This window comes from Bacillus sp. PK5-006, assembly GCF_054161415.1.
Map to the genome: position 1 here is coordinate 649,569 of NZ_CP096414.1, position 26,505 is coordinate 676,073.

Below are 26,505 nucleotides of genomic sequence, written 5' to 3' on the forward strand. Positions count from 1 at the left end.
ATAGACGATGACACAGACAAATGAATTGATTCAACAAACCGAACAATACGGTGCGGCAAACTATCATCCGCTGCCAATTGTGATTTCAGAGGCTGAAGGAGTTTGGGTGACAGACCCTGAAGGCAATCGATATATGGATATGCTGAGTGCATATTCCGCGGTGAACCAAGGCCATCGCCATCCCCGCATTATTGAGGCGCTCAAAAAACAGGCAGACCGTGTGACACTGACTTCAAGAGCTTTTCACAATGATCAGCTTGGCCCTTGGTATGAGAAAATTTGTAAACTGACGAATAAAGAGATGGCACTCCCGATGAATACTGGCGCTGAGGCTGTAGAAACAGCTGTAAAAGCAGCAAGACGCTGGGGCTATGACGTCAAGGGAATCGAAGACAATCGCGCAGAAATCATTGCGTGCGTCGGTAACTTCCATGGCAGAACGATGACGGCTGTTTCCCTTTCTTCTGAAGCAGAATATCAAAGAGGTTTCGGTCCAATGCTTCCAGGCATTAAACTGATTCCTTACGGAGATATTGAAGCGTTACGTGAAGCCATCACACCACAAACAGCGGCTTTTCTGATCGAACCTATTCAAGGAGAAGCGGGAATTGTCATGCCGCCAGAAGGCTTCTTGAAGGAAGCGAAAGCGCTTTGTGAAAAAGAACATGTGCTGTTCATTGCGGATGAAATTCAGGTCGGATTAGCGCGAACAGGTAAGATGTTTGCATGTGACTGGGAAGACATTGAGCCAGATATGCTGATTCTTGGGAAAGCTTTAGGCGGCGGTGTATTCCCAATCTCGTGTGTGGTCGCAAACCGCGATATATTAGGTGTGTTTAACCCTGGATCTCACGGCTCTACCTTCGGTGGAAATCCTCTTGCGTGTGCGGTGTCGCTGGCTGCACTGGATGTCTTAATCGACGAAAACCTTGCAGCGCGTTCTATGGAGCTTGGCGAATACTTAAAAGACAAACTCACGCGCATTCAAAGTCCTGTCATCAAGGAAGTGCGCGGTCGCGGATTATTTATCGGCATGGAGCTGACAGAGGCAGCGAGACCTTATTGTGAGAAGCTGAAACAAGCAGGACTGTTATGTAAGGAAACCCATGAGACCGTCATCCGCTTTGCACCGCCTCTCACGATATCTAAAGAAGATTTAGACTGGGCGATTGGTCATATTGAAGCATTATTTCAAGCATAAATGTCAAAGGGGGAGAAACCTTCACTTTCTCCCTTTCTCTTTCAACGAACAGCGAATTTTGTCAAAGGATGATGAATAGAAGAGTGAAAGTGGGGAAGCGGATTTGAACCAAGAACAGCATAATGAACTAGAACGTTCCATGAAAAGCAGGCATCTCTTTATGATTGCCTTAGGCGGCGTCATTGGTACTGGTCTTTTCCTTGGGTCAGGACTCATTATCCATCAGGCTGGACCCGGGGGAGCCATTCTATCCTTTATCATTGGCGGATTGTTAATGTATTTGGTGATGCTCTGTCTTGGAGAATTAGCGGTGGCGATGCCTACAGCGGGTTCCTTTCAGGAGTATGCAACCAAATATATAGGTCCGTCCACAGGCTTTATGATCGGCTGGCTTTATTGGTTTAGCTGGGCATGTACAATAGGACTGGAGTTTACGTCAGCAGGCATTTTGCTCCAAAGGTGGTTCCCAGATATCCCTGTTTGGCTGTGGTGTCTTGCATTTAGCGTGATTTTATTTGCCGTGAATGCCATCTCAGCTCGCAGCTTTGCTGAAACCGAGTTTTGGTTTTCAGCCATTAAGGTCGCTGCCATCCTATTATTTATTATCATTGGAATTGGCGCAATTTTCGGAATGATTCATCTGAAAGGTGGAGAACCAGCCCCTTTATTTCGTCATTTAACGGATCATGGCGGACTATTTCCTAACGGCGTTTTTGCTATTTTATTAACCATGGTCACGGTCAATTTTTCCTTTCAAGGAACAGAACTTGTAGGGATTGCAGCAGGAGAGAGTGAAAGCCCTGAAAAAACATTGCCTCGTTCTATACGAAATATTATTTGGAGAACGATGGTCTTTTTCGTTTTATCCATTGCGGTTCTGGCCGCGCTTCTTCCGTGGCAGACAGCAGGCACTGTCGATAGCCCGTTTGTCGTCGTGCTGGACAAGGTCGGTATACCTTATGCAGCAGATATCATGAATTTTATCATCATCACAGCCGTCTTATCTGTAGCAAACTCTGGATTATATGCATCATCACGTATGCTTTGGGCGCTGTCGAAAGACGGGAAAGGACCTGACTTTACGAAAAAGCTGTCCAAGCGTAAAATTCCGATCAATGCACTATTGGTGACAATGGGCGTATCTGCACTATCTCTGCTGACAAGTGTTGTGGCACCAAAAACGGTGTATGTGTGGCTCATTTCTATTTCTGGTATGGTTCTTGTTGTGGTGTGGATGTCTATTTGCTTGTCTCAGTATTTCTTTAGAAAACAATTTATAAAGGCGGGCGGAGATGTAAAGGATCTCGTCTTCCGAACACCGCTCTATCCATTTGTTCCAATAGCAGGCTTTATCGCATTTGGTATTGTCCTCATCAGCTTATTTTTTATCGAGGATCAGCGGATCGGCCTTTATTGCGGAATCCCGTTCATGGCTGCCTGCTACATTATTTATTATCTCAAAATCAAACCGAAGGAAGAGGCAAAACAATTTGGAACCATCACAAAAACATAAGCAGGTCCTGGAAAAAATGTGCATGCTCATATCACCAGCATGCACATTTTCCATCGTGAATACATTCTATATAAAAGAAAATAAATATTTTGAAAAGAAATATCATCGCAAGAACCTTGATGACAAGCAGGCTATCGGTGAAAATGTGTCTATTTTTTGTCTAAATGTGTTTGTAAGAGTTGAAAATGCAAGATTATCCTGTTAAAATAATTAAAGAAAGCAGGGATTGATTTTTTTTGGCTGTGGCGGGACGTTTTTTGTCACAGTGGGACGTTTTTAGTCCAACGTGAAAAGGAAGGGTCGTTAGCCATGAATCGTTTATTGGAAGCTCAAAAAAAATTATTGCCAGATCTTCTCATTGTTATGCAAAAACGCTACGACATTTTGCAGTACATCAGATTAGCTGAACCGATTGGCCGCAGAAGTCTTGCGACAAGTCTTGGTCTCAGTGAGCGCATCTTACGTGCTGAAGTTCAGTTTTTAAAAGAACAAAATCTGCTGGATGTGAAAACGAGCGGTATGATGCTGACGAGTGAGGGTCACGCTTTGCTTGAAATGCTTGAAGGAATGATGAAGGACGTTTTAGGTTTAACCTTTTTGGAAAATACATTAAAGAGAAAGTTAGGCCTGGAAGAAGTCATGATCGTTTCTGGAGACAGTGACGAATCCCCGTGGGTGAAGCAAGAAATGGGAAGAGCTGCTGTCCAATGCATGAAAAAAAGGTTTACTGGAAATAATATCGTCGCCGTCACTGGCGGAACGACGATGGAAGCCGTTGCCGAAATGATGACCCCTGATGCCAAAAACCGCGATACGATGTTTGTCCCTGCGAGAGGCGGTCTTGGGGAGAATGTAAAAAATCAGGCAAACACCATTTGTGCCCACATGGCTGAAAAAGCTTCCGGTACTTACAAACTGCTGTTTGTTCCAGGGCAGCTGTCAGAAGGTGCTTACTCTTCCATTATTGAAGAGCCGTCCGTCAAAGAAGTGCTTCAAACGATTAAATCGTCCACGATGCTCATTCATGGTATTGGTGAAGCAAAAACAATGGCGATGAGACGAAATACACCAGCTGAAGATTTAAAAAAGATTGATGAGCATGACGCAGTGACAGAGGCCTTTGGCTATTACTTTAATCGTGATGGTGAGGTCGTACACAAAGTGCACTCCGTCGGCATGCAGCTAGATGATCTAGAAAGCATTCCACATATCATTGCTGTTGCAGGTGGATCATCAAAGGCGGGGGCGATTGAAGCTTATTTCAAAAAACCGCGCCGAACGGTTCTCGTCACAGACGAAGGAGCCGCAAAAGAGTTATTAAGGGAGTCAATTGATCCCTCAATATAAAACATTGTGACCTATAAAAGGAGGAAACATCATGGCAGTAAAAGTCGGTATTAACGGATTTGGACGTATTGGACGTAACGTATTTCGTGCAGCATTAAATAATCCTGAAGTTGAGGTAGTAGCGGTTAACGATCTAACAGATGCTAACATGCTTGCACACCTTTTACAATATGACTCTGTTCACGGAAAACTAGATGCAGAGGTTTCTGTAGACGGTACAAACTTAGTAGTGAACGGTAAAACAATCGAAGTATCAGCTGAGCGTGACCCTGCGAAATTAAGCTGGGGTAAACAAGGCGTAGAAATCGTTGTTGAATCTACTGGATTCTTCACAAAACGTGCAGACGCTGCGAAACACTTAGAAGCTGGCGCTAAAAAAGTCATCATCTCTGCACCTGCTAACGAAGAAGATATCACAATCGTTATGGGTGTAAACGAAGACAAATACGATGCAGCTAGCCACGATGTCATCTCTAATGCATCTTGTACGACAAACTGCTTAGCACCATTTGCAAAAGTACTTAACGATAAATTTGGTATCAAACGCGGTATGATGACAACTGTTCACTCATACACAAATGACCAGCAAATTCTTGATCTTCCGCACAAAGACTACCGTCGTGCTCGTGCAGCTGCGGAAAACATCATCCCAACTTCTACAGGTGCTGCGAAAGCTGTTTCACTTGTATTGCCTGAACTTAAAGGTAAATTAAACGGTGGCGCTATGCGTGTTCCAACACCTAACGTTTCTTTAGTTGACCTTGTTGCTGAATTAAACCAAGATGTAACAGCTGAAGACGTAAATGCAGCACTTAAAGAAGCAGCTGAAGGAGAACTTAAAGGAATCCTTGGCTACAGCGAAGAGCCATTAGTATCTGGTGACTACAATGGTAATGCAAACTCTTCAACAATCGATGCTCTTTCTACAATGGTAATGGAAGGCAGCATGGTGAAAGTAATCTCTTGGTACGATAACGAGAGCGGATATTCTCACCGCGTTGTTGACCTTGCAGCTTACATTGCAAAACAAGGTCTTTAATTTCTCACACTGAAGGAACTCACTTGGTTCTTTCCTAGAGACACGATATAATGAAGACGGACAAGGGAAGGGGAAGCATCCCTTTCCCTTTTTCTCTGTTTTTATCCGTTCTGCACGATTTCTCGTTTTGATGAGGGCAAAATGGGAAAAGGATAAAGAGAGTCTTGTCCAATGCGTAAGGAAACCAGAATAAAGGAGGATCTCCTGACGAGCATGAATAAGAAATCAGTAAAAGACATTGACGTAAAAGGTAAAGTTGTGTTCTGCCGCGTAGATTTTAACGTTCCGATGAAGGACGGAGAAGTGACGGATGATACTCGTATCCGCGCAGCATTACCAACAATTGAGTATTTAACAGGACAAGGCGCAAAGGTACTGCTAGCTAGTCATTTGGGTCGTCCGAAGGGTCAAGTTACTGAAGAACTGCGTCTGACACCTGTGGCAAAACGTCTGCAAGAGCTTCTTGGAAAAGAAGTGAAAAAGGCAGATGAAGCTTACGGCGACAACGTGAAAAAGCAAATCTCTGACTTAAAAGATGGAGATGTGCTAGTGCTTGAAAACGTTCGTTTCTATCCTGGTGAAGAAAAGAACGATCCTGAATTATCAAAAGCATTTGCTGATTTAGCCGATGTGTATGTCAATGATGCGTTCGGTGCTGCACACCGTGCACATGCATCGACAGCTGGTATTGCAGCTTATCTTCCGGCTGTTTCAGGCTTCCTCATGCAAAAAGAGCTTGAGGTTCTAGGGAAAGCCATTTCAAATCCTGATCGCCCATTTACAGCGATTATCGGCGGCGCAAAGGTAAAGGATAAAATCGGTGTAATTGAAAGTCTTCTTGATAAAGTGGACAACCTCATCATCGGCGGCGGACTTGCTTACACATTTGTGAAAGCACTTGGCCACGAGGTAGGGAAATCTCTATTAGAAGAAGACAAAGTCGATTTAGCGAAATCCTTTATGGACCGTGCAAAAGAAAAAGGCGTGAACTTCCTGATTCCAACAGATGTTCTGGTAGCCGACGACTTTTCAAATGATGCGAATACAAGCATTGTGCCAATCTCTGAAATTCCAAGTGATCTAGAAGCACTTGATATTGGAACAGAGACAAGAGAAAAGTATGCTGACGTTATTAAAAACAGCAAACTTGTTGTCTGGAACGGACCAATGGGTGTATTTGAAATCGATGCATTCGCTAAAGGAACAAAAGCTATCGCAGAAGCACTGGCAGAAGCAAAAGATACATATTCTGTCATTGGTGGTGGAGATTCAGCAGCAGCTGTTGAGAAATTTGGTCTTGCCGATCAGATGAGCCATATTTCTACAGGCGGCGGCGCTTCACTTGAATTTATGGAAGGCAAAGAACTTCCTGGTGTTACTGCATTAAACGATAAATAAGACCAAAACTGCTATAAGGAAGTGTCAATCATGAGAAAACCAATTATAGCTGGGAACTGGAAAATGAACAAAACACTTGGCGAAGCAGTCAGCTTCGTTGAAGAAGTCAAGTCATCTATTCCATCTCCTGACAAAGTGGAATCCATTGTCTGTGCGCCAGCTCTTTTCCTTGAAAAGCTAAACAGCCTATCAAATGGAACAGACCTTAAAATTGGTGCACAAAACATGCACTTTGAAGAAAATGGTGCATTCACTGGTGAAATCAGCCCTGCTGCTCTAAAAGATTTAGGCATCGGCTATTCAGTGATTGGGCATTCAGAGCGCCGTGAATTCTTTGCTGAAACAGATGAAACAGTGAACAAAAAAGCACATGCTGCATTCAAGCATGGCATCGTTCCAATCATTTGTGTAGGTGAAACGCTTGAAGAGCGTGAAGCTGGCAAAACAAATGAACTTGTCGCTGATCAAGTGAAGAAAGCACTAGCTGGTTTAACGAAGCAGCAAGTTGCTGAATCTGTGATTGCATATGAGCCAATCTGGGCGATCGGTACAGGAAAATCTTCTACAGCGAAAGATGCAAACGACGTTTGCGCACACATCCGCCAAACCGTTGCAAGCGAATTTGGTCAAGAAGCGGCAGACAGCCTTCGCATTCAATATGGCGGAAGCGTGAAGCCGGCAAATATTAAAGAATATATGGCAGAATCCGATATTGACGGTGCTTTGGTAGGCGGCGCAAGCTTAGAACCTCAGTCTTTCGTTCAATTATTGGAGGAAGGTCAATATGAGTAAGAAACCAGCTGCATTAATCATCTTAGACGGGTTCGGTTTAAGAGGCGAAACAGTCGGTAACGCTGTCGCACAAGCAAAAAAGCCGAACTTTGACCGCTACTGGAACGAATTTCCGCATCAAACCTTAACGGCTTCAGGTGAGGCAGTAGGTCTACCGGAAGGTCAAATGGGTAACTCTGAAGTTGGGCATTTGAACATCGGTGCAGGACGCATTGTGTATCAAAGCTTAACAAGGGTGAATGTTGCCATTCGTGAAGGGGAATTTGAGAAAAACGAAACGTTCCTAGATGCAATGACGTATGCAAAAGAGAATGACAAGGCGCTTCATTTATTTGGACTCTTGTCAGACGGCGGTGTGCACAGTCACATCCAGCATCTTTTTGCCCTGCTGAAGCTGGCGAAAAAAGAAGGCTTAACAAAGGTATACATTCATGGTTTCTTGGACGGACGTGATGTTGGTCAGAAGACAGCCAAAGTGTACTTAAAACAGCTGGAAGAACAAATCAAAGAAATCGGTGTCGGTGAAGTGGCAACACTTTCAGGACGCTATTACTCAATGGACCGTGACAAACGCTGGGATCGTGTGGAGAAAGCGTACCGCGCGATGGCATATGGTGAAGGGCCAAGCTATCAAAACATCTATGATGTCGTTGATGACTCCTATGAAAATGGAATCTACGATGAATTCGTTATTCCATCTGTCATTACGAGAGAAAATGGTGAGCCGGTTGCCAAAGTAAACGACGGCGACTCTGTGATTTTCTATAACTTCCGTCCAGACCGTGCCATCCAAATCTCAAACACTTTCACAAATGCAGATTTCCGCTCGTTTGACCGCGGAGAAGCTCATCCGAAGAATTTACACTTCGTCTGCTTCACACACTTCAGTGAAACGGTAGATGGCTATGTTGCCTTCAAACCAGTGAATTTGGATAACACAGTAGGAGAAGTGCTTTCTCAAAACGGATTGAAACAGCTGCGGATTGCTGAAACAGAGAAATATCCTCATGTCACGTTCTTTATGAGCGGTGGACGTGAAGAAGAATTTCCTGGTGAAGACCGCATCTTAATCAATTCACCAGATGTAGCAACCTATGACCTCAAGCCAGAAATGAGTGCTTATGAGGTAAAGGATGCACTTGTTGCAGACATCAATGCTGACAAGCATGATGCGATCATTCTGAACTTTGCTAACCCGGATATGGTTGGTCATTCAGGTATGCTTGAGCCAACAATCAAAGCCATTGAAGCAGTAGATGAGTGCTTAGGAGCTGTAGTCGACGCAATCCTGGCAAAAGGCGGACATGCCATCATCACGGCAGACCACGGTAACGCAGACGTGCTGATTACCGAAGAAGGAAAGCCGCATACTGCACATACAACGAATCCTGTACCAGTCATCGTGACGAAAAAAGGTGCGACGCTTAGAGAAGGCGGCATTTTAGCTGATCTATCTCCAACGCTTTTAGACTTACTTGGTCTTGAAAAACCAAAAGAGATGACAGGAACATCATTAATTCAGAAATAAAAAAATTGATTCAAAAGGAGAGAAATAACGATGCCATACATTGTTGACGTATATGCACGCGAAGTATTAGACTCTCGCGGTAACCCAACAGTTGAAGTAGAAGTTTACACAGAATCTGGCGGCTTTGGCCGTGCGCTTGTTCCAAGTGGTGCTTCTACTGGTGAATATGAAGCAGTAGAACTACGTGACGGAGACAAAGACCGTTACCTTGGAAAAGGTGTTCTGACAGCTGTAAACAACGTAAACGAAATCATTGCACCAGAGCTTTTAGGCTTTGATGTAACAGAACAAGTAGCGATTGACAAAATGTTAATCGAACTTGACGGAACAGAAAACAAAGGGAAATTAGGCGCAAACGCAATCCTTGGCGTATCTATCGCTGTAGCACGTGCGGCTGCTGATTTCTTACAAATTCCACTTTATCAATACCTTGGTGGATTCAACTCCAAAACGCTTCCAGTACCAATGATGAACATCGTCAACGGTGGAGAGCATGCGGATAACAACGTAGACATTCAAGAATTCATGATTATGCCTGTAGGTGCACCGAACTTCCGTGAAGCACTTCGCATGGGCGCTCAAATCTTCCATAGTCTGAAATCTGTATTAAGCGCAAAAGGCTTAAACACAGCTGTAGGTGACGAAGGTGGATTCGCTCCAAACCTTGGTTCTAACGAAGAAGCACTTCAAACAATCGTTGAAGCGATCGAAAAAGCTGGCTTCAAACCAGGTGAAGAAGTGAAACTTGCAATGGATGCTGCATCTTCTGAGTTCTACAACAAAGAAGACGGTAAATATCATTTATCAGGCGAAGGTGTTGTGAAAACATCTGCTGAAATGGTTGATTGGTATGAAGATATGGTATCGAAATACCCAATCATCTCTATCGAAGACGGCCTTGATGAAAACGACTGGGAAGGTCACAAACTATTAACTGAGCGCCTTGGCAGCAAGGTTCAGCTAGTAGGAGATGACTTATTCGTTACAAATACGAAGAAGCTATCTGAAGGAATCAAAAACGGCGTTGGTAACTCAATCCTGATCAAAGTAAACCAAATCGGTACATTAACTGAAACATTTGATGCAATCGAAATGGCAAAACGCGCAGGATACACAGCTGTTATCTCTCACCGTTCTGGTGAAACTGAAGACAGCACGATTGCAGACATCGCTGTTGCAACAAATGCTGGACAAATCAAAACAGGTGCTCCGTCTCGTACGGACCGTGTGGCGAAATACAACCAATTACTTCGCATCGAAGATCAATTGGCTGAAACAGCACAATATCACGGCATTGCAACATTCTATAACTTGAATAAATAATGTCAGCTATGCGCTGCGTTCCGCTCTTTCATGAGAGCGGGGCGCAGCGTTTTTTTGTGTTAAGCGAAATCCGCTGGCTAATTCATTTGACTTATCCTATTTTTGTAAAAAATCCTCCTTCAGTTAGAGAAAAAAGCAAAATCCCCTCCATTTATAAGCACTAAATCATGAAAAATCGACTAAAAATATGATCTGAAATGAACTTATGCTTTCTGTAAGGGGGTGGTATCATTTTACATATATTAGGGGGTGATGAGATGCTGAATCCTTTTAGCCTTCGTTTTCCAGTAGGTGTATATATGTATGTTCTTCACCTATTGGCGGCATATGATGAAAGGAAGCAACGAATTCTAACTTCTAAGAATGTACAGAAAAACGCATTTTGGATTTATGTCCTTGCCGCTATATTGGGCATTATTTCACTTGGAGCATTGATTTGGGCATGCAAGACCTTCGGACGAGGCTCCAAATTTTTAGGAGAGTTCAAATTATTAGGCATGTACGTTAAAATCCAGTGCGGTTTTTAACAGGGATGAGAACAGATGCAAGGGCATCTGTTCTATCTGAAACAAACGGAGGGATATGATGCTGACATTACGATTAAAAGAAAAAACATATAGCCGCACCTTCTCTCTCCGAAATATTCAAATGAATGTCGAGAAAGGGCAGATGCTGTTGCTTTTGGGGCATAATGGTGCGGGAAAGACGACGATAATCCAATCCATGTTTGGGCTGACGCCATTTAAAGGATGCGTCACTTTACATGGTAAACAGCTGAATCTTCAATCCTCAGAACATATCTCCTTGTTGAAAAAACATGTGTCCTATATTCCTGACGAGCATTCGTTGTTCGATTATTTATCACCGAGGGAATACTTTCAATTACTTCAACTGCCAAATGAGCAAGATGTCACACGGGAAGAGACGTTCATCGATCTGTTTGAGCTGGGTTCGTATATGGATCAGCCTATCGCTCAGCTGTCTCATGGCAATCAAAAGAAAACGCAGATCATTTCACAGCTCCTCAGGCCATGTGATTATTATGTGTTTGATGAGCCAACGAACGGTCTTGATCCAGATATGATGATCATCTTAAAAAAGGTGCTCATGAAGCTGAGAGATCAAGGCGCTGGCATTCTCATTTCAACCCATCATTTGAGCTTTGGTGATACGCTTTATGACCATCTCATGATCTTAAGAAATGGGGACGTCAAGCTGGATATGTCCCGCCAAGAAACGACTCAGACATTTCCTCATCAGGCACTTGAAGAAATTTATAAAGAAGTGAATCGAGATTACTATATGCAGGTGGAGAGGTTGCTCAATGATCTGGACACGACACGTTCTTCATAAAATAGAATGGGGAATGCTGACAACGAAAGGAAAGCAGCTCGCAAAAAAGTACCCTATACAGCTTCTCGCAGCCGTGGTTTTTTTCTTGCTCATGTATGCGATATATGTCGTCATCAGCCTTCGCTTTTTCATGCAGGCAGGAGAAAGTGAGCCGGCTGCTTTATATCTCCAATTGATGAAAATGACGCTTTTACTTCTAGGTGCAGGTATTGTGTTATCCCGCAATAAATTAAAGCGTCAGGAATATCAATTTTACTTTTTGAATAGTGCGATACAAAGTGTGCCATTTGTCCTTTGTGTGTATTTCTTTCCAGTGCTCTTTTGTTTCCTTATGGTTGGACTGCTTTTTTTACCGATTGTATTAGGCCTTTTGATCAGCGGTGTTACGCCATCTTTGTATTGGATAACGGCTGTATGCATGACTTGCTGTGTACTGGCGCTGCTTGCACTTGCTTCTTGGATGGTGATGCGGATTGCTGTGAGCCATTTCGTATCAAAAACAAAAGAGCATTTGCTGCTGCAAACGCTCGGCTTTGCGGTGCTGAATCTATTGGTGTTTCTCCTTTTGAAAAAAGCAATGGAGATGATCCGAGTATGGCCATCAGTCTATCTCATATTTCTCGTGATCCTTCTAAGCGCTGGCTGGCTCTGGCTGAAGGGGTTAGCGGCTTCTTATGTCCATCAGATGTTTTTGCAGCTGAAAACAGAGGTAAAGTCGTTTTCTTACAAGAAAATTAGAACGCAATCTTCCTTTCTGTCGCACCTGCGGCAGGAATTGGTCTATTTCAGCCGGTCAGCTGTTTTTAAAGAACAGGGCATTTTGTTTCTATTTCTCATTTGTTTGACGGCGGGGCTGCCATTTGTTTTTACACCGGTAGAAACCGGCTGGATGTATGCCTTTATTGTGCAGTATGCGTTAAAGGAAATATTGATCATGCTTCCGCTGATGATTGGCAGAGAATATCATATGAATCAAAGGGCCATCTTTATGTTAAATACATCAAAGAGTGCTTACTTATTGTCGAGAATTTTATTTTATTACGCTATTAATTTGTTGATATATTTTGTGTTTATTGGGCTTGCATCTATGGTGATAGGTATTGAAAGTGAAGGTCATGGCCTCGCAAGTTTGTCCATTTTGTTGATCACTGTCATGGCGGCCTGTATAGGGTTTATCGTAAAGATCAGTGAGTTTAATAAACTGTTTGTCATCGTGATGATGATTGCTGTATTTAGCTTCATCGATATGCTTTTATTGAAGTGGCTTTCATCAGATGTGTATCTTCTCGCCACTGCTTATCTGCTAGGTTCACTTGCATTTTATAGCTGCATATATACGGTCATGTTAAAGAGGCCTGTCTTGCGATGATAGAGCTTGTGTGTAGTTTCCTAGCGGTTGTGGTGATACATGAACTCGGTCATATGCTGATGATCATGTTGTGTAACAAAATCGAAAAAAGGCCGCTCTTTGATTTTGTGATAACGATTGATTGGAAGCATGTGGCGGTCGTCCATGAGAAATTTGTCCGGCCGAGCTTCAATATGATGGTGGCACTTGCAGGCCCGCTCTTTCCGGTGCTTTGTTCGCTTGTGCTTTTTATGATATGGAAGTATCCGGTCAGTCATCAGCTGCTGTTTTTTTCTTTACTGAATACGGTGATGCTGCATCCAGCTTGCCCTGACGGAAAAAATATCACAGCCAGTTTAAAAGAAATGAAGGAGAGAAAGAGATGATCAAAGTATTTCATTCGTTTTCCAGCGGTATAACACTTGCGATGCTGTATGTATTTGCTGTGTTTATGACCCCTGTTTTTTTACTGCTGCTAGAGGTCAATCATGTTGAATCAAGCCCAACATTGTTTGGCATGCCATTTTATATCATGAAAATTGAAGAGTATCAATTCAGCTCAGAGGCGACGCTCTTTGGGTGTGTGGTCTGCTTTTTAGCTGGCGCCGTGCTTTATTTCTTCATTCAATATGTGAAGCATGTGGTAAAAAAACGCAGAACATAAAAAAGCAGACGGACGGAACAAAACATCAGTCTGCTTGCAAAGTGAGTGACAGCCGTACCATATCCATACACTGAATGCCATTTTCAAAAATCGGTTCATCATAATGCTTAAGAAAGAAATCGTGGTCAATAGATGTCATGCGGAAGCCGCATTTCTGATAAAGTGCGAGCTGCTGAATGCTCGAGTTGCCTGTGCCGATTTCAACCGTCTGAAAACCTGCGGCTTTCGCTTCAGCAATGGCATGGCGGATCAGCTGCTTCCCAATTCCTTTCCCTTGCCATGATTCCTTCACGGCGACATTGATGATTTCGACTGTCTGCTGAGACAGAGATAAAAGCACATAGACACCAATCACGTCCTGATCATGATACGCGGCATAACAAGAGCCGGATTGCACATAAGTAAGAACCTTTTCCTTTGAAGGATCAGCTAAGAGTAAAAGATCTATAGGGACGGATTGATCACCTGACAATGGCCGAATGTGTATCATATTTTTTCATCCTTTCTATTCTTTAATATATCCTTGTTTCACACCCCAATCATATTGATCCTGTACCCATTGTGAGGGCGGATTGTGAGTGACATTTGGGTCTTTTTTAACAGTTGGTTGCCTTGCAGCCTGTGCGCTCTGTTTATTCGCTTGAGCAGTGGCTTTCGCTGCTGTCAGCTCTTTTTGAAGCTGGTCAATTTTTGACTCAAGTATTTTACGCTGCTTGACTTCTTTTTGATAGGCTTTCTTTTCGTTTTTGAGCTTTTTGGTGATGGTAGACAGTTTCTTTTTTTGTTTTTCGTTTTCATGCTTCATATCCGCTTGATCTGATTTTAACTTCGAAAGCTTCTCGTCGTTCGTTTTGCTTTCTTGCTGATGTTTTTCCTCAGCTGCTTTGATGGTCTGCTGCTGCCAAACCATCCAGCCGGCTGCTCCTAAAACCGCAACAGATAGAAGGATGATGGTGATCGTTTTCTTCATGTGTCATTCCCCTTTCTTTAAACCTTTATTATCATCGGTTAAATATATACAGGTTTTAACATCACAAGGGAATATTCACATCAGATTGGCAGACACTATGAAAAAAGGAGGGTGTCTGTTGATTTCCTTTATGATTCATGTTGTGGTCTCATTATTTGCTGTATCAAACCCTATTGGAAACGTGCCTCTTTTCATCACTTTAACAGAGGGATATACAGAAAAAGAACGCTCCCAGACAGCCAAAAAAGCCATTGTGGTCTCTTTCATTATTCTGGTTGCCTTTCTATTGGCAGGGAGGCTCATTTTCAAATTGTTTGGGATCGATATTCATGCACTCCGTATCGCCGGAGGTATTTTTATTTTTGGTATCGCTTACAATTTACTGAATGCAAAGGAGTCACATGTCCAAAATCCTCATTCTGAGGAAAAGGCAGAAAGCAAAGAAAAGGCGGATGTCTCCGTTACGCCGCTGGCGATTCCGATCATCGCTGGTCCCGGTACAATCGCTACAGTGATGAGTTTAACCCCGGGAAGTCAAGGGATGCTTCACATGTTTGCGATTTTAATCGGCATTGTCATCGTTCTGGCAATGACCTTTTATGCCTTTCATTATTCAAGTTTCATTATGCGGAAAATGGGGAAAACAGAGATGAATGTCGTGACGCGGTTAATGGGATTAATTCTTGCTGTAGTGGCAGTTGAGATGATCGGCGCAGGCTTAAAAGGGATGTTTCCAATGTTTATGCAATAAGTGTATATAAAAAAGCTGTTTTTTTCTACAATGATGTAAAATAAAACAGCTTTTTTTAAGGTTTCGGCACATGCTTAAACACTTCTTCACTTTCAAAGAATTCAATTAAGCGGCTAATCCAATCATAGTAATCAAGACTTTCCTTGATTTCTGAAAGAAGCAGATTGATTTTATTCTCTGTCTCTTCTGGCAGGTCGTCCTGTTCAAGCAGCTCCAGCAATTCCTTGCACGTTTTCTTATGTGCCTTGCGATTTTTGCTGACAACTCGGGACCAATTGGCTGCAAACAAGGAAATAAACGTTTGGTATTGATCTTGCTCAACGTCATATAGATCTTTACGTATTCCTTTTTCATAAACCTTTTCCGCAATATTCAAATCAAGCATTTCTCGAACGACTTGACTCATTCTCGTTTTGCTCATGCCTGTCGCCTCTGATAGCTCTCCAAGCGTCATTGGTTTACGGTTCATGTGAATGATACCAAGCACTCTACCCACTGTAGAAGAAAGACCAAAGGCATTCATGTTCTCGGCAGCTTTTTCAATATAATGATCCTGTGCTTTTTGAATGGCGCCTAACGCTTGCTTGTCCACTCCCCGATTCATCCCTTCACGACTGACAATTTGTAACACAATATATCATATACCTGTTTGTTGATGAAAACAATAAATATTGAGTATTTGCTCGTAATTTGGAGGAAAAAGGAGAGATCTCTATCTATCAGGCCGTTAACTGAAAATTTTAAATAAATGTTATGCAATACAAACACATCATAAACTTTTTATTTTATAAAGTTTGCACTATAATAAATAAGGTGTAAATTTTCTGAAAATATTGATCCGACTAATTGGAGGTGTCTCATTTGCTGAAACTAGAGAATGTATCTAAGACGTATAAAGGCGGAAAAAAAGCTGTCAAAAATATTAATTTAGAAATAGCAAAAGGAGAATTTATTTGTTTTATTGGACCGAGTGGCTGTGGTAAGACAACAACCATGAAGATGATCAACCGACTTATCGAACCTTCCTCAGGAAAAATCTTCATCGAGGGAGAAAACATTATGAAAAAAGATCCAGTTCAATTAAGAAGAGAAATTGGCTATGTGATTCAGCAAATTGGACTGTTCCCCCATATGACCATCGCACAAAACATTTCACTTGTTCCGAAGCTGTTAAAATGGCCGGAAGAAAAACGAAAAGAACGGGCGCGTGAACTGCTGAAGCTCGTCGACATGGGACCGGAATATTTAGAGCGCTACCCTCATGAACTCAGCGGAGGACAGCAGCAGCGCATCGGTGTTCTTCGCGCACTAGCAGCGGAACCCCCTCTGATCCTCATGGATGAACCGTTTGGCGCACTTGATCCAATCACACGAGATTCATTGCAGGAAGAATTTAAGAAACTGCAAAAAACGTTAAATAAAACCATCGTATTCGTCACACATGACATGGACGAAGCTATTAAACTAGCTGATCGAATTGTGATTTTAAAAGATGGAGAGATTGTTCAAGTAGGTACGCCTGACGATATTCTGCGGAACCCAGCCAATGAATTCGTAGAAGAATTCATCGGCAAAGAACGTCTGCTTCAATCAAATCCGAATATGGAACGTGTAGAACAAATGATGAACACGTCACCAGTCACCGTTACAGTTGAAAAAACATTAACAGATGCCATCTACATCATGAGAGAAAAGCGGGTCGATTCCTTGCTTGTAGTAGATGAACATCATGTGCTAAAAGGCTATATCGATATTGAAACAATCGATGCGAACCGCAGAAAAGCAGCTTTCGTTGGTGATATTTTAAATACAGAGTTCTATACCGTACAAGAAGGCGCACTTCTAAGAGACACTGTCCGGAAAATCTTAATACGCGGCATTAAATATGTACCGGTTGTGGATGCAGAAGGGCACTTAAAAGGCATTGTGACACGTGCAAGTCTTGTAGATGTTGTATACGACTCCATTTGGGGAGACGATACGCCGGCGGCTGTCACTGAAATGAATTAAGGGAGGTGTACACATGGATCAAATCATCGACTTTCTAGAGAAAAATGGTGGGGAACTCCTCACAAAAATGTGGGAGCATTTATATATTTCCTTAATTGCTGTCGTACTCGGTATTCTTGTTGCCGTTCCTTTAGGTGTGGTACTCACACGAATGAAGCGAGGCGCAGGTTTTATCATCGGTGTTGTGAATATCTTTCAAACACTCCCTAGTTTAGCGATTCTTGCCTTTTTTATTCCTATTTTGGGGGTTGGGAAAATACCTGCAATCGTTGCTCTCTTTTTCTATTCGGTTTTACCTATTTTAAGAAATACGTATGCCGGGGTCCAAGGTGTGAACAAAAACTTGCTTGAATCCGGTAAAGGAATCGGGATGACAACATGGGAACAAATTCGTCTTGTTGAACTCCCGCTTGCTGTACCGGTCATTATGGCAGGTGTCAGAACGTCAACGATATATTTGATTGGCTGGACAACACTTGCAGCCTTTATCGGTGGAGGCGGTCTAGGTGACTACATTTTGATTGGACTTCAGCTGTATCAGCCGGAATTTATTATTGCGGGTGCGATACCAGTCACAATTTTAGCAGTCATCATCGACCTATCATTAATGAAGCTGGAGAAAAAAGTAACACCAGAAGGCTTAAAAGGATTGAAGGAAGTTTCATAAGGAGTTGGCTTATGTGAAGAATCGAAAAACAACATGGATCAGTGCACTGCTTGCCGGATGCTTGCTATTGATAAGCGGCTGTTCACTTCCTGGACTAGCCGGCTCCTCAGGGGGCACGCTGCGAATTGGAGCACAAAACTTTACCGAATCAGAAATTATGGCCTATATGGTTGGCGATATGATCGAACATTACACAGATAAAAAGACGACCATTGTGAAAAACCTAGGCTCCAATACTGTGCAGCAGAAAGCAATGGAAAACGGAGATGTCGACATTTCTGCGACAAGATATTCAGGCACGGATTTAACAAGTACGCTTGGAATGGATGCGGAAAAAGACCCAGAGCGTGCGATGGAGATCGTCCAAAAAGAATTTAAAAAACGCTATGATTACAAATGGTTTGATTCTTATGGATTTGATAATACGTATGCCTTTGCTGTGACGCAGAAGATGGCGAAGGAAAACAAGTTAGAAACGGTATCTGATTTAAAAAAGAATGCGAACAATTACCGATTTGGTGTCGATAATATTTGGCTCAAAAAGAAAGGCGACGGCTATGACGGGTTCGTGAAAACATACGGAATCAAATTTGGCAGCACGTATCCGATGCAGATTGGTTTAGTCTATGATGCTCTAAAGAATGAAAAAATGGATATTGTGCTTGCCTATTCAACAGATGGACGAATCAAGGCCTATAACCTTAAAATCTTAAAAGATGATAAACGGTTCTTCCCGCCGTATGATGCATCACCAGTAGTCCCGGAGAAAGTCTTAAAAGAAAATCCAGGGCTTGATAAGGTGATCAACAGGCTGATCGGAAAAATTGATACAGAACAAATGCAAGAGCTGAACTATCAAGTCGACGGGGAGCTTCAAGAACCAGCAACCGTTGCGAAGAATTTCCTGAAAAAACACAATTACTTTGAGTAAGATGGGGAGGTGTCACGGCTGATGGACACACTGCAGCAATTATGGACGTATTATCAGCAGAACGGGTCATATGTGTTAGAAGAATTTTATCGCCATTTTCTCATGTCGGCGTATGGGGTGTTATTTGCGGCGATTGTCGGGATTCCAGTAGGCATCTTTGTCGCGCATTACCGCAAGCTGAGCAATTGGATCTTCGCCGTTACCAACGTCATTCAAACGATACCGGCATTAGCGATGCTTTCCGTATTGATGCTTGTATTAGGACTTGGCGCAAATACAGTCATCCTATCACTCTTTCTGTATTCGCTTCTGCCGATCATCAGAAACACGTATACGGGCATTGTCAGCATTGAACATGCTTATTTAGAATCAGGTAAAGCGATGGGCATGACGAAATGGCAAGTGCTGAGAATGGTTGAATTACCGCTTGCTTTATCAGTCATTATGGCTGGTTTAAGAACCGCACTGGTCATTGCCATCGGTATTACAGCGATTGGAACATTTGTGGGCGCGGGAGGACTTGGTGATATCATCATCAGAGGATCAAACGCCACAAACGGAACAGCTATCATTTTAGCAGGTGCGATTCCAACTGCACTCATGGCTATTATGGCTGACCTTGTCATGGGCTGGCTCGAACGCTATTTAAGCCCGACAAACAAGAAAAAGGAAAGAAAAGCGTTAGCTGAAAAAAACATCACATCTGCTTAAGCGGTTGAAAAGACAAAACCTCCCTTACATCTGTAAGGGAGGTTGTTTTATGATGATCAGGCGGTTCGCATGCTGGTATTTTATGATTCAAGCGTGATCCAGTCAGAGGACCACTTCGCAATTTCCTCAAAAACGGGTGCAAGTGAACGCCCCATATCTGTTAAAGAATACTCAATGCGCACGGGTGTTTCAGCAAAAACCTCCCGTTTTACAATACCTGCTGCCTCCAGCTCTTTTAATCTCTCAGATAAAACTCTTCCACTTAAATTTGTCAGAGCCGCCTCAATTTCACTAAAGCGCTGCTGACCTGAGAGAAGCTGAAAAACAATCAGTGCCACCCAGCGTTTACTCAATAACTCAACTGCTTTTTCAAACCGCGGGCACATGTCAGATTGATTCATCTTTCTTCACTCCAATCTGAACTCATTATACCGTAAATCTGTCATAAATCGGCGCAAAAAGCTTAAACATTTACGAGGACGAACGGCTGTTTAACATAAATAACAAATAGCGGTTGAGGTCCTCTATTTCTTTTTTCGAAAGGGTTGACCATATGTCACCATCAAATATTTCGAGATCATCAAGTTCATATTGCGCTGCGGCTTCCTTTATTTTGGAAAAAGAAAGATCATCTTCCTCGTGCTGATGGACAGAAGAGACCTCCTCAATATAGCCCGCAGCCTGCATCATGTCTTCATAAGGTACCTTTAACGCACCAGCTAGCTTTTTAATCGTAGGAGGTTTCGGAATGCCGCGTTTCCCGTTTTCAATACGAGATATACCGGCAGCGCTGACCTCAGAATACATCGCTAATTGGTTCACCGACAGCTTCTTTTCTTCACGTAATGCTCTTAAATATGCACCAAAGTTCATCAACGCAAAACCTCACATGGTTATAGATTCGATATGTCTATTTTACTTGATTTGTTGACTATTGGCAATAAGCACACCATGAAAATATTGACATTAGTTAATGGTGGATGTACATTAGGTTTATGCCCCGCTATTTGTTCGCCTTTTTTTGGTCGATGAGCGTGAGAAAGTATTCATTCAGCTGGCTGATGTCTTGTGCGGAGAGCCTTTCCCATTTGTCTCCGTCAAAAATGGGGAGATGTTCTACATCCTTTTGAAGCGCCGTTTGATAGATTTTTAACATGGACTCATATTTCGGTTTCATTTCATGAACTTGTTCCTGTTCAATATGACCGGCAAGTAGCATTAAATCCTCATAAGGCACCTTCAAGGCGTGTGCTAATTTTTTTATGGTTAAAGGCTTTGGCACACCGCGCTTTCCATTTTCAATACGAGAAATTCCAGCAGCGCTTACACCTGAATACATGGCAAGCTGATTGACCGACATTTTTCTATTTTCTCTTAAAATGCGTAATTGTTCACCAAAGTGATTCATGACATCGAACCTCACATTTCAGTATATGACTTATTTTAGTATGATCATTGACCAAAGGAAATAGCAGAGGGGTAAAAGTGTTGACATAAGTTAATGAATCTGCTTGATGTGAGAGTCTTACATGTTGTACATAATGATTCCATAGGAGGTTGTAATGATGGTCGAAAAGATTCAGATCAGGCGGGCTTTTGTCATGCAGTATATGATCGAGAACGATATGTCGTTAAATCAGCTCGCTGATGAAATTGGCATCTCTCCTGCCACACTTAGCAGGGTATTAAATGGTCACCGAAAACCAGGACAGCTTGTCATTGGCAAAATGATTCATTACTTTGATAAAAAATTTGAAGATCTATTTTACTATGAGGATATTGACAAAAGTCAATAAATGATATCATCATCAAGGAGGAAATGTCATTGAAAAGGACTGGGATGGTCAGACACATTGATTCTCTCGGCAGAATTGTTCTGCCCTCAGAAATGCGCAAGGTACTCAATATTAAAGAAGAGCAGCTGTTAGAAATTTTCATTGAAGATCAAACCATTATGCTGAAAAAATATGATGCAGATAAGAGCTGCCTGTTAACGGGACAAGTGACGAAGTACAACAAAAGCTATGGAAATGGGAACGTGATGCTGAGTCCTGAAGGAGCTGAACGTTTGTTAGTAGAATTAAAACAGCTATTGAAGGAAGAAGCAACTCATTAAAATGTGTTTTTAACCGAAAAAATTCATATAAAAATGCTGCAATCAGCACTTTGGAACGAAATTGTATCAAAATAACGAATCAAGTCGACAATATATAGGAAATCTTTATTTTGATGTTTCGTGACATGCACCTTGTTTTCATGTAAAATAAAGTTATGTGTACCAGTTTGTCTGGAGGTGTTTTCATGCACGCATTTGTTATCACATTACTCGTAATTGTCAGTATCGCACTTATCATCGTTGTATTACTACAATCAAGTAAAAGTGCTGGACTGTCAGGCGCTATTTCAGGTGGAGCCGAGCAGCTTTTCGGTAAGCAAAAAGCGAGAGGCCTTGACTTGATTCTTCACCGATTAACGGTTATTTTGTCAGTGCTTTTCTTCATCTTAACACTTGCATTGGCATATTTAGGCGTGTAAAGCGCGAGTAACAGAAGGTCTGATCTTTTTTCAGACCTTTTTTTATTATCAGCACTCTTTTGTGTTTGTTTCATACATACAAGTGGAAAATATAAACCATATCAGAAGGAAAGGAAGTCACATCATGAAAGTTGTTACACCAAAACCATTTACGTTTAAAGGTGGAGAAAAGGCGGTGCTTCTTCTTCACGGTTTTACTGGAAATACAGCCGATGTTCGAATGCTTGGCCGTTATTTGAACGAAAGAGGATATACATGCCATGCACCTCAATATAAAGGACACGGTGTGCCGCCAGAAGAGCTTGTCCATACAGGCCCGGCTGACTGGTGGAAAGATGTAGAAGAAGGCTATCAATTCTTAAAAGATGAGGGCTATGAGGAGATTGCAGTTTGCGGACTATCCCTCGGAGGAGTTTTTTCATTGAAATTAGGTTACACTGTACCTGTAAAGGGAATTGTACCTATGTGTGCACCTATGTACATAAAAAGTGAAGAAGTCATGTACCAGGGTGTACTAGATTATGCCCGTAACTATAAGAAATTTGAGGGTAAGTCAGAGGACCAAATTGAACAAGAAATGGAAGCGTTCAAGAAAACACCAATGGATACACTGAAGAGCCTGCAAGAACTGATTGCAGATGTCAGAAACAATGTCGACATGATCTATTCACCTACTTTTGTTGTGCAGGCACGTCACGATCATATGATTAATACAGACAGTGCAAATATCATTTATAACGAAGTAGAGACAGATGATAAGCATTTGAAATGGTATGAAGAATCAGGCCATGTCATCACGCTTGATAAAGAGCGGGAGAAGGTTCATCAGGATGTCTATGCATTCTTAGAATCACTTGATTGGTCAATTTAAATATATAGGGGGTTAGAGTGTGCAAAAAGAAGAATTTATGGATGAATTACTCGCTTTTATGAAAGAAGAAGCATATAAACCGTTAACTGTTCAAGAGCTGGAAGTCATGATGGAGATTACCAATCCTGATGATTATAAAGAGCTCGTCAAAGCACTTGTGACGCTGGAGGATCAAGGACTCATCGTTCGCACGCGCAGCGACCGTTACGGTGTACCAGAAAAAATGAATTTGGTAAAAGGAAAGCTGTCTGCCCATGCAAAAGGATTTGCATTTGTAACGCCTGAAGAGTTTGGACAGGATGATATTTTCATTCCGCCAAATGAGTTAGGCACAGCGATGAATGGCGATACCGTCATGGTTCGTGTCAGCCACAAATCAAACGGCACGAAAAAAGAAGGAACTGTCATCCGCATTCTCGAGCGTAATACTCAGACGGTTGTCGGTACCTATACAGAAACGAAAAGCTTTGGCTTTGTCATTCCTGATGATAAAAAAATCACAAACGATATCTTCATTCCGAAATCCGCTAAAAACGGTGCGGTCGAAGGTCATAAAGTCGTTGTGACGCTGACAAGCTACCCTGAAGGAAGAATGAGTGCAGAGGGTGAAGTGACTGAAATCCTCGGTCATAAAAATGACCCTGGCATTGATATTTTGTCGATCATTCATAAACACGGTCTGCCAGGTGAGTTCCCGGAAGAAGCACTTCAGCAGGCAGTAGACACACCGGAAACGATTGATGAAAAAGACCTTGAAGGCAGACGCGACTTGCGCAATGAAACGATTGTGACGATTGACGGTGCAGATGCAAAGGACTTAGATGATGCCGTAACCGTGCAAAAGCTGGATGATGGCAAATATAAGCTTGGCGTGCACATTGCAGACGTTTCTCATTATGTCACAGAGAATTCTCCGATTGATCAGGAAGCTTATGAACGTGGAACGAGTGTCTATCTCGTCGACCGCGTCATTCCGATGATTCCGCATCGTTTGTCAAACGGTATTTGTTCATTAAATCCAAAGGTCGATCGTCTCACCCTGTCTTGTGAAATGGTTATTGATCGTAACGGGAAAGTCGTCAAACATGAGATTTTCCAAAGTGTGATCAAAACGACAGAGAGAATGACCTATTCCGATGTGAATAAGATTTTAGTCGACCAAGATGAAGAGCTTCTAAACAAATATGAGCCGCTAGTGCCGATGTTCCAAGAGATGGAGAAGCTTGCAGAGATTCTTCGTGACAAACGAATGGAGCGCGGAGCTGTAGACTTTGACTTCAAGGAAGCAAAAGTACTTGTAGATGATGAAGGCGCTGCGAAAGATGTTGTCATTCGTGAGCGTTCCGTTGCAGAGAAATTAATTGAAGAATTCATGCTTGTTGCAAACGAAACGGTTGCAGAGCATTTCCACTGGATGAATGTTCCGTTCATTTACCGAATTCACGAAGAACCAAATCCTGAGAAACTTCAGCGCTTTTTAGAGTTCGTGACGACGTTTGGTTACATTGTGAAAGGGACGTCAACGAACATTCACCCGCGCGCACTTCAAAGTGTCCTCGATGCTGTCAGGGATCAACCAGAAGAAGTCGTCATTCAAACTGTGATGCTTCGCTCTATGAAACAGGCGAAGTATGATCCAGAAAGCATTGGCCATTTTGGATTATCAACGGAATTCTATACACACTTCACATCACCGATCCGCCGTTACCCGGATTTAATCGTGCATAGATTGATTAGAACCTACTTGATTCAGAAAAAGACAGATGAAGCGACCTTAGAAAAGTGGGGCCAGCTGCTGCCTGAAATCGCAGATCATGCATCTACAATGGAGCGCCGCTCAGTCGATGCAGAGCGTGAAACAGATGACCTGAAAAAGGCAGAGTTTATGCTAGATAAAATCGGTGAAGAGTTTGATGGTATGATTAGTTCCGTGACGAACTTCGGACTATTCGTTGAACTGCCGAATACGATAGAAGGTCTTGTCCATGTCAGCTATATGACTGACGACTACTATCGCTTTGATGAACAGCACTTTGCTATGATCGGTGAACGTACAGGGAATGTCTACCGTATCGGTGACGAAATCACTGTCAAAGTCGTGAATGTCAATAAAGATGAGCACTCAATTGATTTTGAAATCGTCGGTATGAAGGGCACTCGCCGTAAATCACCAAAAGATTTCAAGTTCAAAAAACGAACAGATCCACCAGCGAAAAAAGGCCGTGGAGGTCAAAAAGCCTCTGGGGAAAAAGGCAAAGAGGATAAAAGCGGAAGTGACTGGTTCACAAGCCGTAAAAAGAAGAAAAAGAAAAAACGCGTATTTGAAAACGCACCGAAACAAAAACGCAAAAAGAAAAAGTAACGTGCCAAAAAGCAAATAGGGCATCACGCTCTATTTGCTTTTTGACCACATGGCGTCAGCATTGTCGAAAGCTGGATTGTTTGATAAAATAATCCGTACGATTTGGACCGTGTTTGTGTCAAAAGGAGGGTGTACGCCAATGCCAAAGGGAGAGGGAAAGGTTGTTTCCCAAAACAAAAAAGCAAATCATGATTACTTTATAGAAGAAACGTATGAAGCTGGTCTTGTGTTGCAAGGAACTGAAATCAAATCGATTCGTGCTGGAAAAGTGAATTTAAAAGATTCCTTTGCCAAAATCGAACGAGGAGAAGTGTTCCTTCATAACATGCATGTGAGCCCATACGAGCAGGGGAACCGTTATAACCATGATCCGCTGAGAACGAGAAAGCTGCTTCTTCATCGCAAGCAAATCAGCAAATTGATTGGTGCGACGAAGGAAGAAGGCTATTCACTTGTGCCTCTGAAACTCTATTTGAAAAATGGCTTTGCCAAAGTGCTGATCGGAATCGGAAAAGGGAAGAAGAAATACGATAAGCGTGAAGATCTGAAGAAAAAAGATGCAAAACGTGAAATCGAACGTGCCTTCCGCGATCGTCAAAAGCAATTCTAGCCTGATGCTGATGGCTTGCTGAGAGCGGAAGCATTATGCTACAATATGTTATGCAGTAAACAATCAGCGCTGTTTTGACAGAAACCACCAGTTGTTTCGAGCAGTGAGATTGTTATAATAGTTATATACGGAAGCAGTGAAGCTGAACTTCCATCCCGTATATCCCTTTTACAAGGGGACGTTACGGATTCGACAGGGATGGTTCGAGCTTAGGCTGCGAGCCGAGAGGCGATCTCGTTAACACGCACTTAAATGTAACTGGCAAAACTAAAAGTTTTAACCAAAACTTAGCACTAGCTGCCTAATAAGCGCAGCGAGCTCTTCCTGACATCGCCTATGTGTCTGTGAGGAGCCCAATGAAGTAGGCTACGCTTACGTTTCCGTCTGAGGACGTAAGAAGAGATCCATCAGACTAGCTCTCCAAGCGCCCGTCAGCAGGCATGAGGATGAGTGAACACAAAATATGTTGACTACGCTCGTAGACGCTTAAGTAATCGATGTCTCTGGACGTGGGTTCGACTCCCACCGTCTCCATATAGTTAAAACCCTTGGTAAACAAGGGTTTTTTATTTTGTTCTAAT

At 42.5% G+C, this 26,505-nt stretch carries 30 protein-coding genes and 1 other RNA gene; 25 read left to right on the top strand and 6 right to left on the bottom strand.

Features of this window, described 5'->3' with window-relative positions; translation table 11 throughout:
- Positions 1–7 precede the first annotated feature (7 nt).
- The 13 genes from M1D84_RS03205 to M1D84_RS03265 all read left to right on the top strand — a co-directional run bounded on the left by M1D84_RS03205 (position 8) and on the right by M1D84_RS03265 (position 13,506).
- On the top strand, positions 8–1,201 hold the full coding sequence (locus tag M1D84_RS03205) for an ornithine--oxo-acid transaminase (RefSeq protein WP_458106402.1): 1,194 nt from the start codon (positions 8–10) through the stop codon (positions 1,199–1,201).
- A gap of 139 nt (positions 1,202–1,340) precedes the next feature.
- A complete protein-coding gene (locus M1D84_RS03210; protein WP_458106461.1) occupies positions 1,341–2,714 on the top strand; it encodes an amino acid permease in 1,374 nt (457 codons plus the stop codon).
- Between the two features lie 309 nt (positions 2,715–3,023).
- Positions 3,024–4,061 carry a sugar-binding transcriptional regulator gene (locus M1D84_RS03215; RefSeq protein WP_024423502.1) on the top strand — a complete coding sequence of 346 codons (1,038 nt, stop codon included), beginning with the start codon at positions 3,024–3,026 and terminating at the stop codon, positions 4,059–4,061.
- A 31-nt stretch (positions 4,062–4,092) separates the two neighbouring features.
- Positions 4,093–5,100, top strand: a complete 1,008-nt coding sequence (gene gap, locus M1D84_RS03220) for a type I glyceraldehyde-3-phosphate dehydrogenase (RefSeq protein ID WP_007500174.1) — start codon at positions 4,093–4,095, stop codon at positions 5,098–5,100.
- Between the two features lie 213 nt (positions 5,101–5,313).
- The gene (locus M1D84_RS03225) at positions 5,314–6,498 is read left to right on the top strand and encodes a phosphoglycerate kinase (protein ID WP_024423500.1); all 1,185 of its coding nucleotides are present in this window, start codon (positions 5,314–5,316) and stop codon (positions 6,496–6,498) included.
- 30 nt (positions 6,499–6,528) lie between these two features.
- A complete protein-coding gene (gene tpiA, locus M1D84_RS03230; RefSeq protein ID WP_017359213.1) occupies positions 6,529–7,290 on the top strand; it encodes a triose-phosphate isomerase in 762 nt (253 codons plus the stop codon).
- Complete coding sequence (gpmI, locus tag M1D84_RS03235; protein WP_024423499.1) at positions 7,283–8,818, top strand: 2,3-bisphosphoglycerate-independent phosphoglycerate mutase; 1,536 nt, start codon at positions 7,283–7,285, stop codon at positions 8,816–8,818. The genes tpiA and gpmI overlap by 8 nt, the downstream gene beginning before the upstream one ends.
- Positions 8,819–8,848: 30 nt before the next feature.
- Complete coding sequence (gene eno, locus M1D84_RS03240; protein ID WP_003212752.1) at positions 8,849–10,141, top strand: phosphopyruvate hydratase; 1,293 nt, start codon at positions 8,849–8,851, stop codon at positions 10,139–10,141.
- Positions 10,142–10,398: 257 nt separating this feature from the next.
- Positions 10,399–10,668, top strand: coding sequence for a hypothetical protein (locus M1D84_RS03245; RefSeq protein ID WP_024423498.1), 270 nt, complete (start codon positions 10,399–10,401; stop codon positions 10,666–10,668).
- Between the two features lie 58 nt (positions 10,669–10,726).
- Positions 10,727–11,494 (top strand): ATP-binding cassette domain-containing protein, encoded by a 768-nt coding sequence (locus M1D84_RS03250; RefSeq protein ID WP_025094039.1) that lies wholly within the window; start codon positions 10,727–10,729, stop codon positions 11,492–11,494.
- The gene (locus tag M1D84_RS03255) at positions 11,466–12,863 is read left to right on the top strand and encodes a hypothetical protein (protein ID WP_458106403.1); all 1,398 of its coding nucleotides are present in this window, start codon (positions 11,466–11,468) and stop codon (positions 12,861–12,863) included. Before M1D84_RS03250 ends, M1D84_RS03255 begins: the two co-directional genes overlap by 29 nt.
- The gene (locus tag M1D84_RS03260) at positions 12,860–13,228 is read left to right on the top strand and encodes a zinc metalloprotease (protein WP_044333909.1); all 369 of its coding nucleotides are present in this window, start codon (positions 12,860–12,862) and stop codon (positions 13,226–13,228) included. The genes M1D84_RS03255 and M1D84_RS03260 overlap by 4 nt, the downstream gene beginning before the upstream one ends.
- A complete protein-coding gene (locus M1D84_RS03265; protein ID WP_024426069.1) occupies positions 13,225–13,506 on the top strand; it encodes a hypothetical protein in 282 nt (93 codons plus the stop codon). Before M1D84_RS03260 ends, M1D84_RS03265 begins: the two co-directional genes overlap by 4 nt.
- A 25-nt stretch (positions 13,507–13,531) precedes the next feature.
- On the opposite strand, the gene M1D84_RS03270 is transcribed toward M1D84_RS03265, so the two are convergent.
- Positions 13,532–13,996, bottom strand: coding sequence for a GNAT family N-acetyltransferase (locus tag M1D84_RS03270; RefSeq protein ID WP_122631927.1), 465 nt, complete (start codon positions 13,994–13,996; stop codon positions 13,532–13,534).
- 15 nt (positions 13,997–14,011) lie between these two features.
- A complete protein-coding gene (locus M1D84_RS03275) occupies positions 14,012–14,476 on the bottom strand; it encodes a hypothetical protein (RefSeq protein WP_458106404.1) in 465 nt (154 codons plus the stop codon).
- Between the two features lie 118 nt (positions 14,477–14,594).
- Here M1D84_RS03275 and M1D84_RS03280 point away from each other — a divergent pair, with 118 nt between their 5' ends.
- On the top strand, positions 14,595–15,227 hold the full coding sequence (locus M1D84_RS03280) for a MarC family protein (RefSeq protein ID WP_041107823.1): 633 nt from the start codon (positions 14,595–14,597) through the stop codon (positions 15,225–15,227).
- Between the two features lie 55 nt (positions 15,228–15,282).
- Here M1D84_RS03280 and M1D84_RS03285 read toward each other — a convergent pair whose 3' ends face one another.
- Positions 15,283–15,819, bottom strand: a complete 537-nt coding sequence (locus M1D84_RS03285) for a GbsR/MarR family transcriptional regulator (protein WP_024423490.1) — start codon at positions 15,817–15,819, stop codon at positions 15,283–15,285.
- 269 nt (positions 15,820–16,088) lie between these two features.
- Between M1D84_RS03285 and M1D84_RS03290 the strand changes: the two genes are divergently transcribed.
- The 4 genes from M1D84_RS03290 to M1D84_RS03305 are packed head-to-tail and all read left to right on the top strand — an operon-like array spanning position 16,089 to position 19,546.
- Complete coding sequence (locus tag M1D84_RS03290) at positions 16,089–17,237, top strand: betaine/proline/choline family ABC transporter ATP-binding protein (protein WP_332284925.1); 1,149 nt, start codon at positions 16,089–16,091, stop codon at positions 17,235–17,237.
- A 13-nt stretch (positions 17,238–17,250) separates the two neighbouring features.
- Positions 17,251–17,904 carry an ABC transporter permease gene (locus M1D84_RS03295; protein ID WP_024423488.1) on the top strand — a complete coding sequence of 218 codons (654 nt, stop codon included), beginning with the start codon at positions 17,251–17,253 and terminating at the stop codon, positions 17,902–17,904.
- A 13-nt stretch (positions 17,905–17,917) separates the two neighbouring features.
- Positions 17,918–18,835, top strand: a complete 918-nt coding sequence (locus M1D84_RS03300; protein WP_034621488.1) for an osmoprotectant ABC transporter substrate-binding protein — start codon at positions 17,918–17,920, stop codon at positions 18,833–18,835.
- Positions 18,836–18,856: 21 nt separating this feature from the next.
- Positions 18,857–19,546 carry an ABC transporter permease gene (locus M1D84_RS03305; RefSeq protein WP_024423486.1) on the top strand — a complete coding sequence of 230 codons (690 nt, stop codon included), beginning with the start codon at positions 18,857–18,859 and terminating at the stop codon, positions 19,544–19,546.
- Positions 19,547–19,626: 80 nt separating this feature from the next.
- Here M1D84_RS03305 and M1D84_RS03310 read toward each other — a convergent pair whose 3' ends face one another.
- The 3 genes from M1D84_RS03310 to M1D84_RS03320 all read right to left on the bottom strand — a co-directional run bounded on the left by M1D84_RS03310 (position 19,627) and on the right by M1D84_RS03320 (position 20,954).
- Positions 19,627–19,947, bottom strand: a complete 321-nt coding sequence (locus M1D84_RS03310) for a winged helix-turn-helix transcriptional regulator (RefSeq protein WP_073207472.1) — start codon at positions 19,945–19,947, stop codon at positions 19,627–19,629.
- A gap of 70 nt (positions 19,948–20,017) precedes the next feature.
- Positions 20,018–20,419, bottom strand: a complete 402-nt coding sequence (locus M1D84_RS03315) for a helix-turn-helix domain-containing protein (protein ID WP_122631925.1) — start codon at positions 20,417–20,419, stop codon at positions 20,018–20,020.
- A gap of 130 nt (positions 20,420–20,549) precedes the next feature.
- Entirely contained in the window at positions 20,550–20,954 is a 405-nt protein-coding gene (locus M1D84_RS03320) for a helix-turn-helix domain-containing protein (RefSeq protein WP_024426060.1), read from the bottom strand.
- Between the two features lie 154 nt (positions 20,955–21,108).
- Here M1D84_RS03320 and M1D84_RS03325 point away from each other — a divergent pair, with 154 nt between their 5' ends.
- The 7 genes from M1D84_RS03325 (at position 21,109) to ssrA (ending at position 26,461) form a co-directional block, all read left to right on the top strand.
- Positions 21,109–21,342, top strand: a complete 234-nt coding sequence (locus tag M1D84_RS03325; RefSeq protein ID WP_024426059.1) for a helix-turn-helix domain-containing protein — start codon at positions 21,109–21,111, stop codon at positions 21,340–21,342.
- A 29-nt stretch (positions 21,343–21,371) separates the two neighbouring features.
- Positions 21,372–21,662 (top strand): AbrB/MazE/SpoVT family DNA-binding domain-containing protein, encoded by a 291-nt coding sequence (locus tag M1D84_RS03330; protein ID WP_024423481.1) that lies wholly within the window; start codon positions 21,372–21,374, stop codon positions 21,660–21,662.
- 185 nt (positions 21,663–21,847) lie between these two features.
- A complete protein-coding gene (gene secG / locus M1D84_RS03335; protein ID WP_003212746.1) occupies positions 21,848–22,081 on the top strand; it encodes a preprotein translocase subunit SecG in 234 nt (77 codons plus the stop codon).
- Between the two features lie 124 nt (positions 22,082–22,205).
- Entirely contained in the window at positions 22,206–22,952 is a 747-nt protein-coding gene (locus M1D84_RS03340; protein ID WP_039181462.1) for an alpha/beta hydrolase, read from the top strand.
- A 19-nt stretch (positions 22,953–22,971) separates the two neighbouring features.
- A complete protein-coding gene (rnr, locus tag M1D84_RS03345) occupies positions 22,972–25,314 on the top strand; it encodes a ribonuclease R (RefSeq protein ID WP_024426057.1) in 2,343 nt (780 codons plus the stop codon).
- A gap of 139 nt (positions 25,315–25,453) precedes the next feature.
- On the top strand, positions 25,454–25,924 hold the full coding sequence (smpB, locus tag M1D84_RS03350; RefSeq protein WP_012011279.1) for an SsrA-binding protein SmpB: 471 nt from the start codon (positions 25,454–25,456) through the stop codon (positions 25,922–25,924).
- A gap of 174 nt (positions 25,925–26,098) precedes the next feature.
- Positions 26,099–26,461: a transfer-messenger RNA gene (gene ssrA, locus M1D84_RS03355) on the top strand.
- Positions 26,462–26,505 lie beyond the last annotated feature (44 nt).

Coding starts and splice junctions, on each gene's coding strand:
- smpB (WP_012011279.1), top strand. CDS start 25,454: ATGCCAAAGGGAGAGGGAAAGGTTGTTTCCCAAAACAAAAAAGCAAAT.
- M1D84_RS03295 (WP_024423488.1), top strand. CDS start 17,251: ATGGATCAAATCATCGACTTTCTAGAGAAAAATGGTGGGGAACTCCTC.
- M1D84_RS03265 (WP_024426069.1), top strand. CDS start 13,225: ATGATCAAAGTATTTCATTCGTTTTCCAGCGGTATAACACTTGCGATG.
- M1D84_RS03315 (WP_122631925.1), bottom strand. CDS start 20,419: ATGAACTTTGGTGCATATTTAAGAGCATTACGTGAAGAAAAGAAGCTG.
- M1D84_RS03245 (WP_024423498.1), top strand. CDS start 10,399: ATGCTGAATCCTTTTAGCCTTCGTTTTCCAGTAGGTGTATATATGTAT.
- gpmI (WP_024423499.1), top strand. CDS start 7,283: ATGAGTAAGAAACCAGCTGCATTAATCATCTTAGACGGGTTCGGTTTA.
- M1D84_RS03205 (WP_458106402.1), top strand. CDS start 8: ATGACACAGACAAATGAATTGATTCAACAAACCGAACAATACGGTGCG.
- secG (WP_003212746.1), top strand. CDS start 21,848: ATGCACGCATTTGTTATCACATTACTCGTAATTGTCAGTATCGCACTT.
- M1D84_RS03250 (WP_025094039.1), top strand. CDS start 10,727: ATGCTGACATTACGATTAAAAGAAAAAACATATAGCCGCACCTTCTCT.
- M1D84_RS03310 (WP_073207472.1), bottom strand. CDS start 19,947: ATGAATCAATCTGACATGTGCCCGCGGTTTGAAAAAGCAGTTGAGTTA.
- M1D84_RS03260 (WP_044333909.1), top strand. CDS start 12,860: ATGATAGAGCTTGTGTGTAGTTTCCTAGCGGTTGTGGTGATACATGAA.
- M1D84_RS03305 (WP_024423486.1), top strand. CDS start 18,857: ATGGACACACTGCAGCAATTATGGACGTATTATCAGCAGAACGGGTCA.
- M1D84_RS03340 (WP_039181462.1), top strand. CDS start 22,206: ATGAAAGTTGTTACACCAAAACCATTTACGTTTAAAGGTGGAGAAAAG.
- M1D84_RS03255 (WP_458106403.1), top strand. CDS start 11,466: ATGATCTGGACACGACACGTTCTTCATAAAATAGAATGGGGAATGCTG.
- M1D84_RS03215 (WP_024423502.1), top strand. CDS start 3,024: ATGAATCGTTTATTGGAAGCTCAAAAAAAATTATTGCCAGATCTTCTC.
- M1D84_RS03210 (WP_458106461.1), top strand. CDS start 1,341: ATGAAAAGCAGGCATCTCTTTATGATTGCCTTAGGCGGCGTCATTGGT.
- M1D84_RS03270 (WP_122631927.1), bottom strand. CDS start 13,996: ATGATACACATTCGGCCATTGTCAGGTGATCAATCCGTCCCTATAGAT.
- M1D84_RS03225 (WP_024423500.1), top strand. CDS start 5,314: ATGAATAAGAAATCAGTAAAAGACATTGACGTAAAAGGTAAAGTTGTG.
- M1D84_RS03325 (WP_024426059.1), top strand. CDS start 21,109: ATGATGGTCGAAAAGATTCAGATCAGGCGGGCTTTTGTCATGCAGTAT.
- M1D84_RS03275 (WP_458106404.1), bottom strand. CDS start 14,476: ATGAAGAAAACGATCACCATCATCCTTCTATCTGTTGCGGTTTTAGGA.
- eno (WP_003212752.1), top strand. CDS start 8,849: ATGCCATACATTGTTGACGTATATGCACGCGAAGTATTAGACTCTCGC.
- M1D84_RS03320 (WP_024426060.1), bottom strand. CDS start 20,954: ATGAATCACTTTGGTGAACAATTACGCATTTTAAGAGAAAATAGAAAA.
- tpiA (WP_017359213.1), top strand. CDS start 6,529: ATGAGAAAACCAATTATAGCTGGGAACTGGAAAATGAACAAAACACTT.
- gap (WP_007500174.1), top strand. CDS start 4,093: ATGGCAGTAAAAGTCGGTATTAACGGATTTGGACGTATTGGACGTAAC.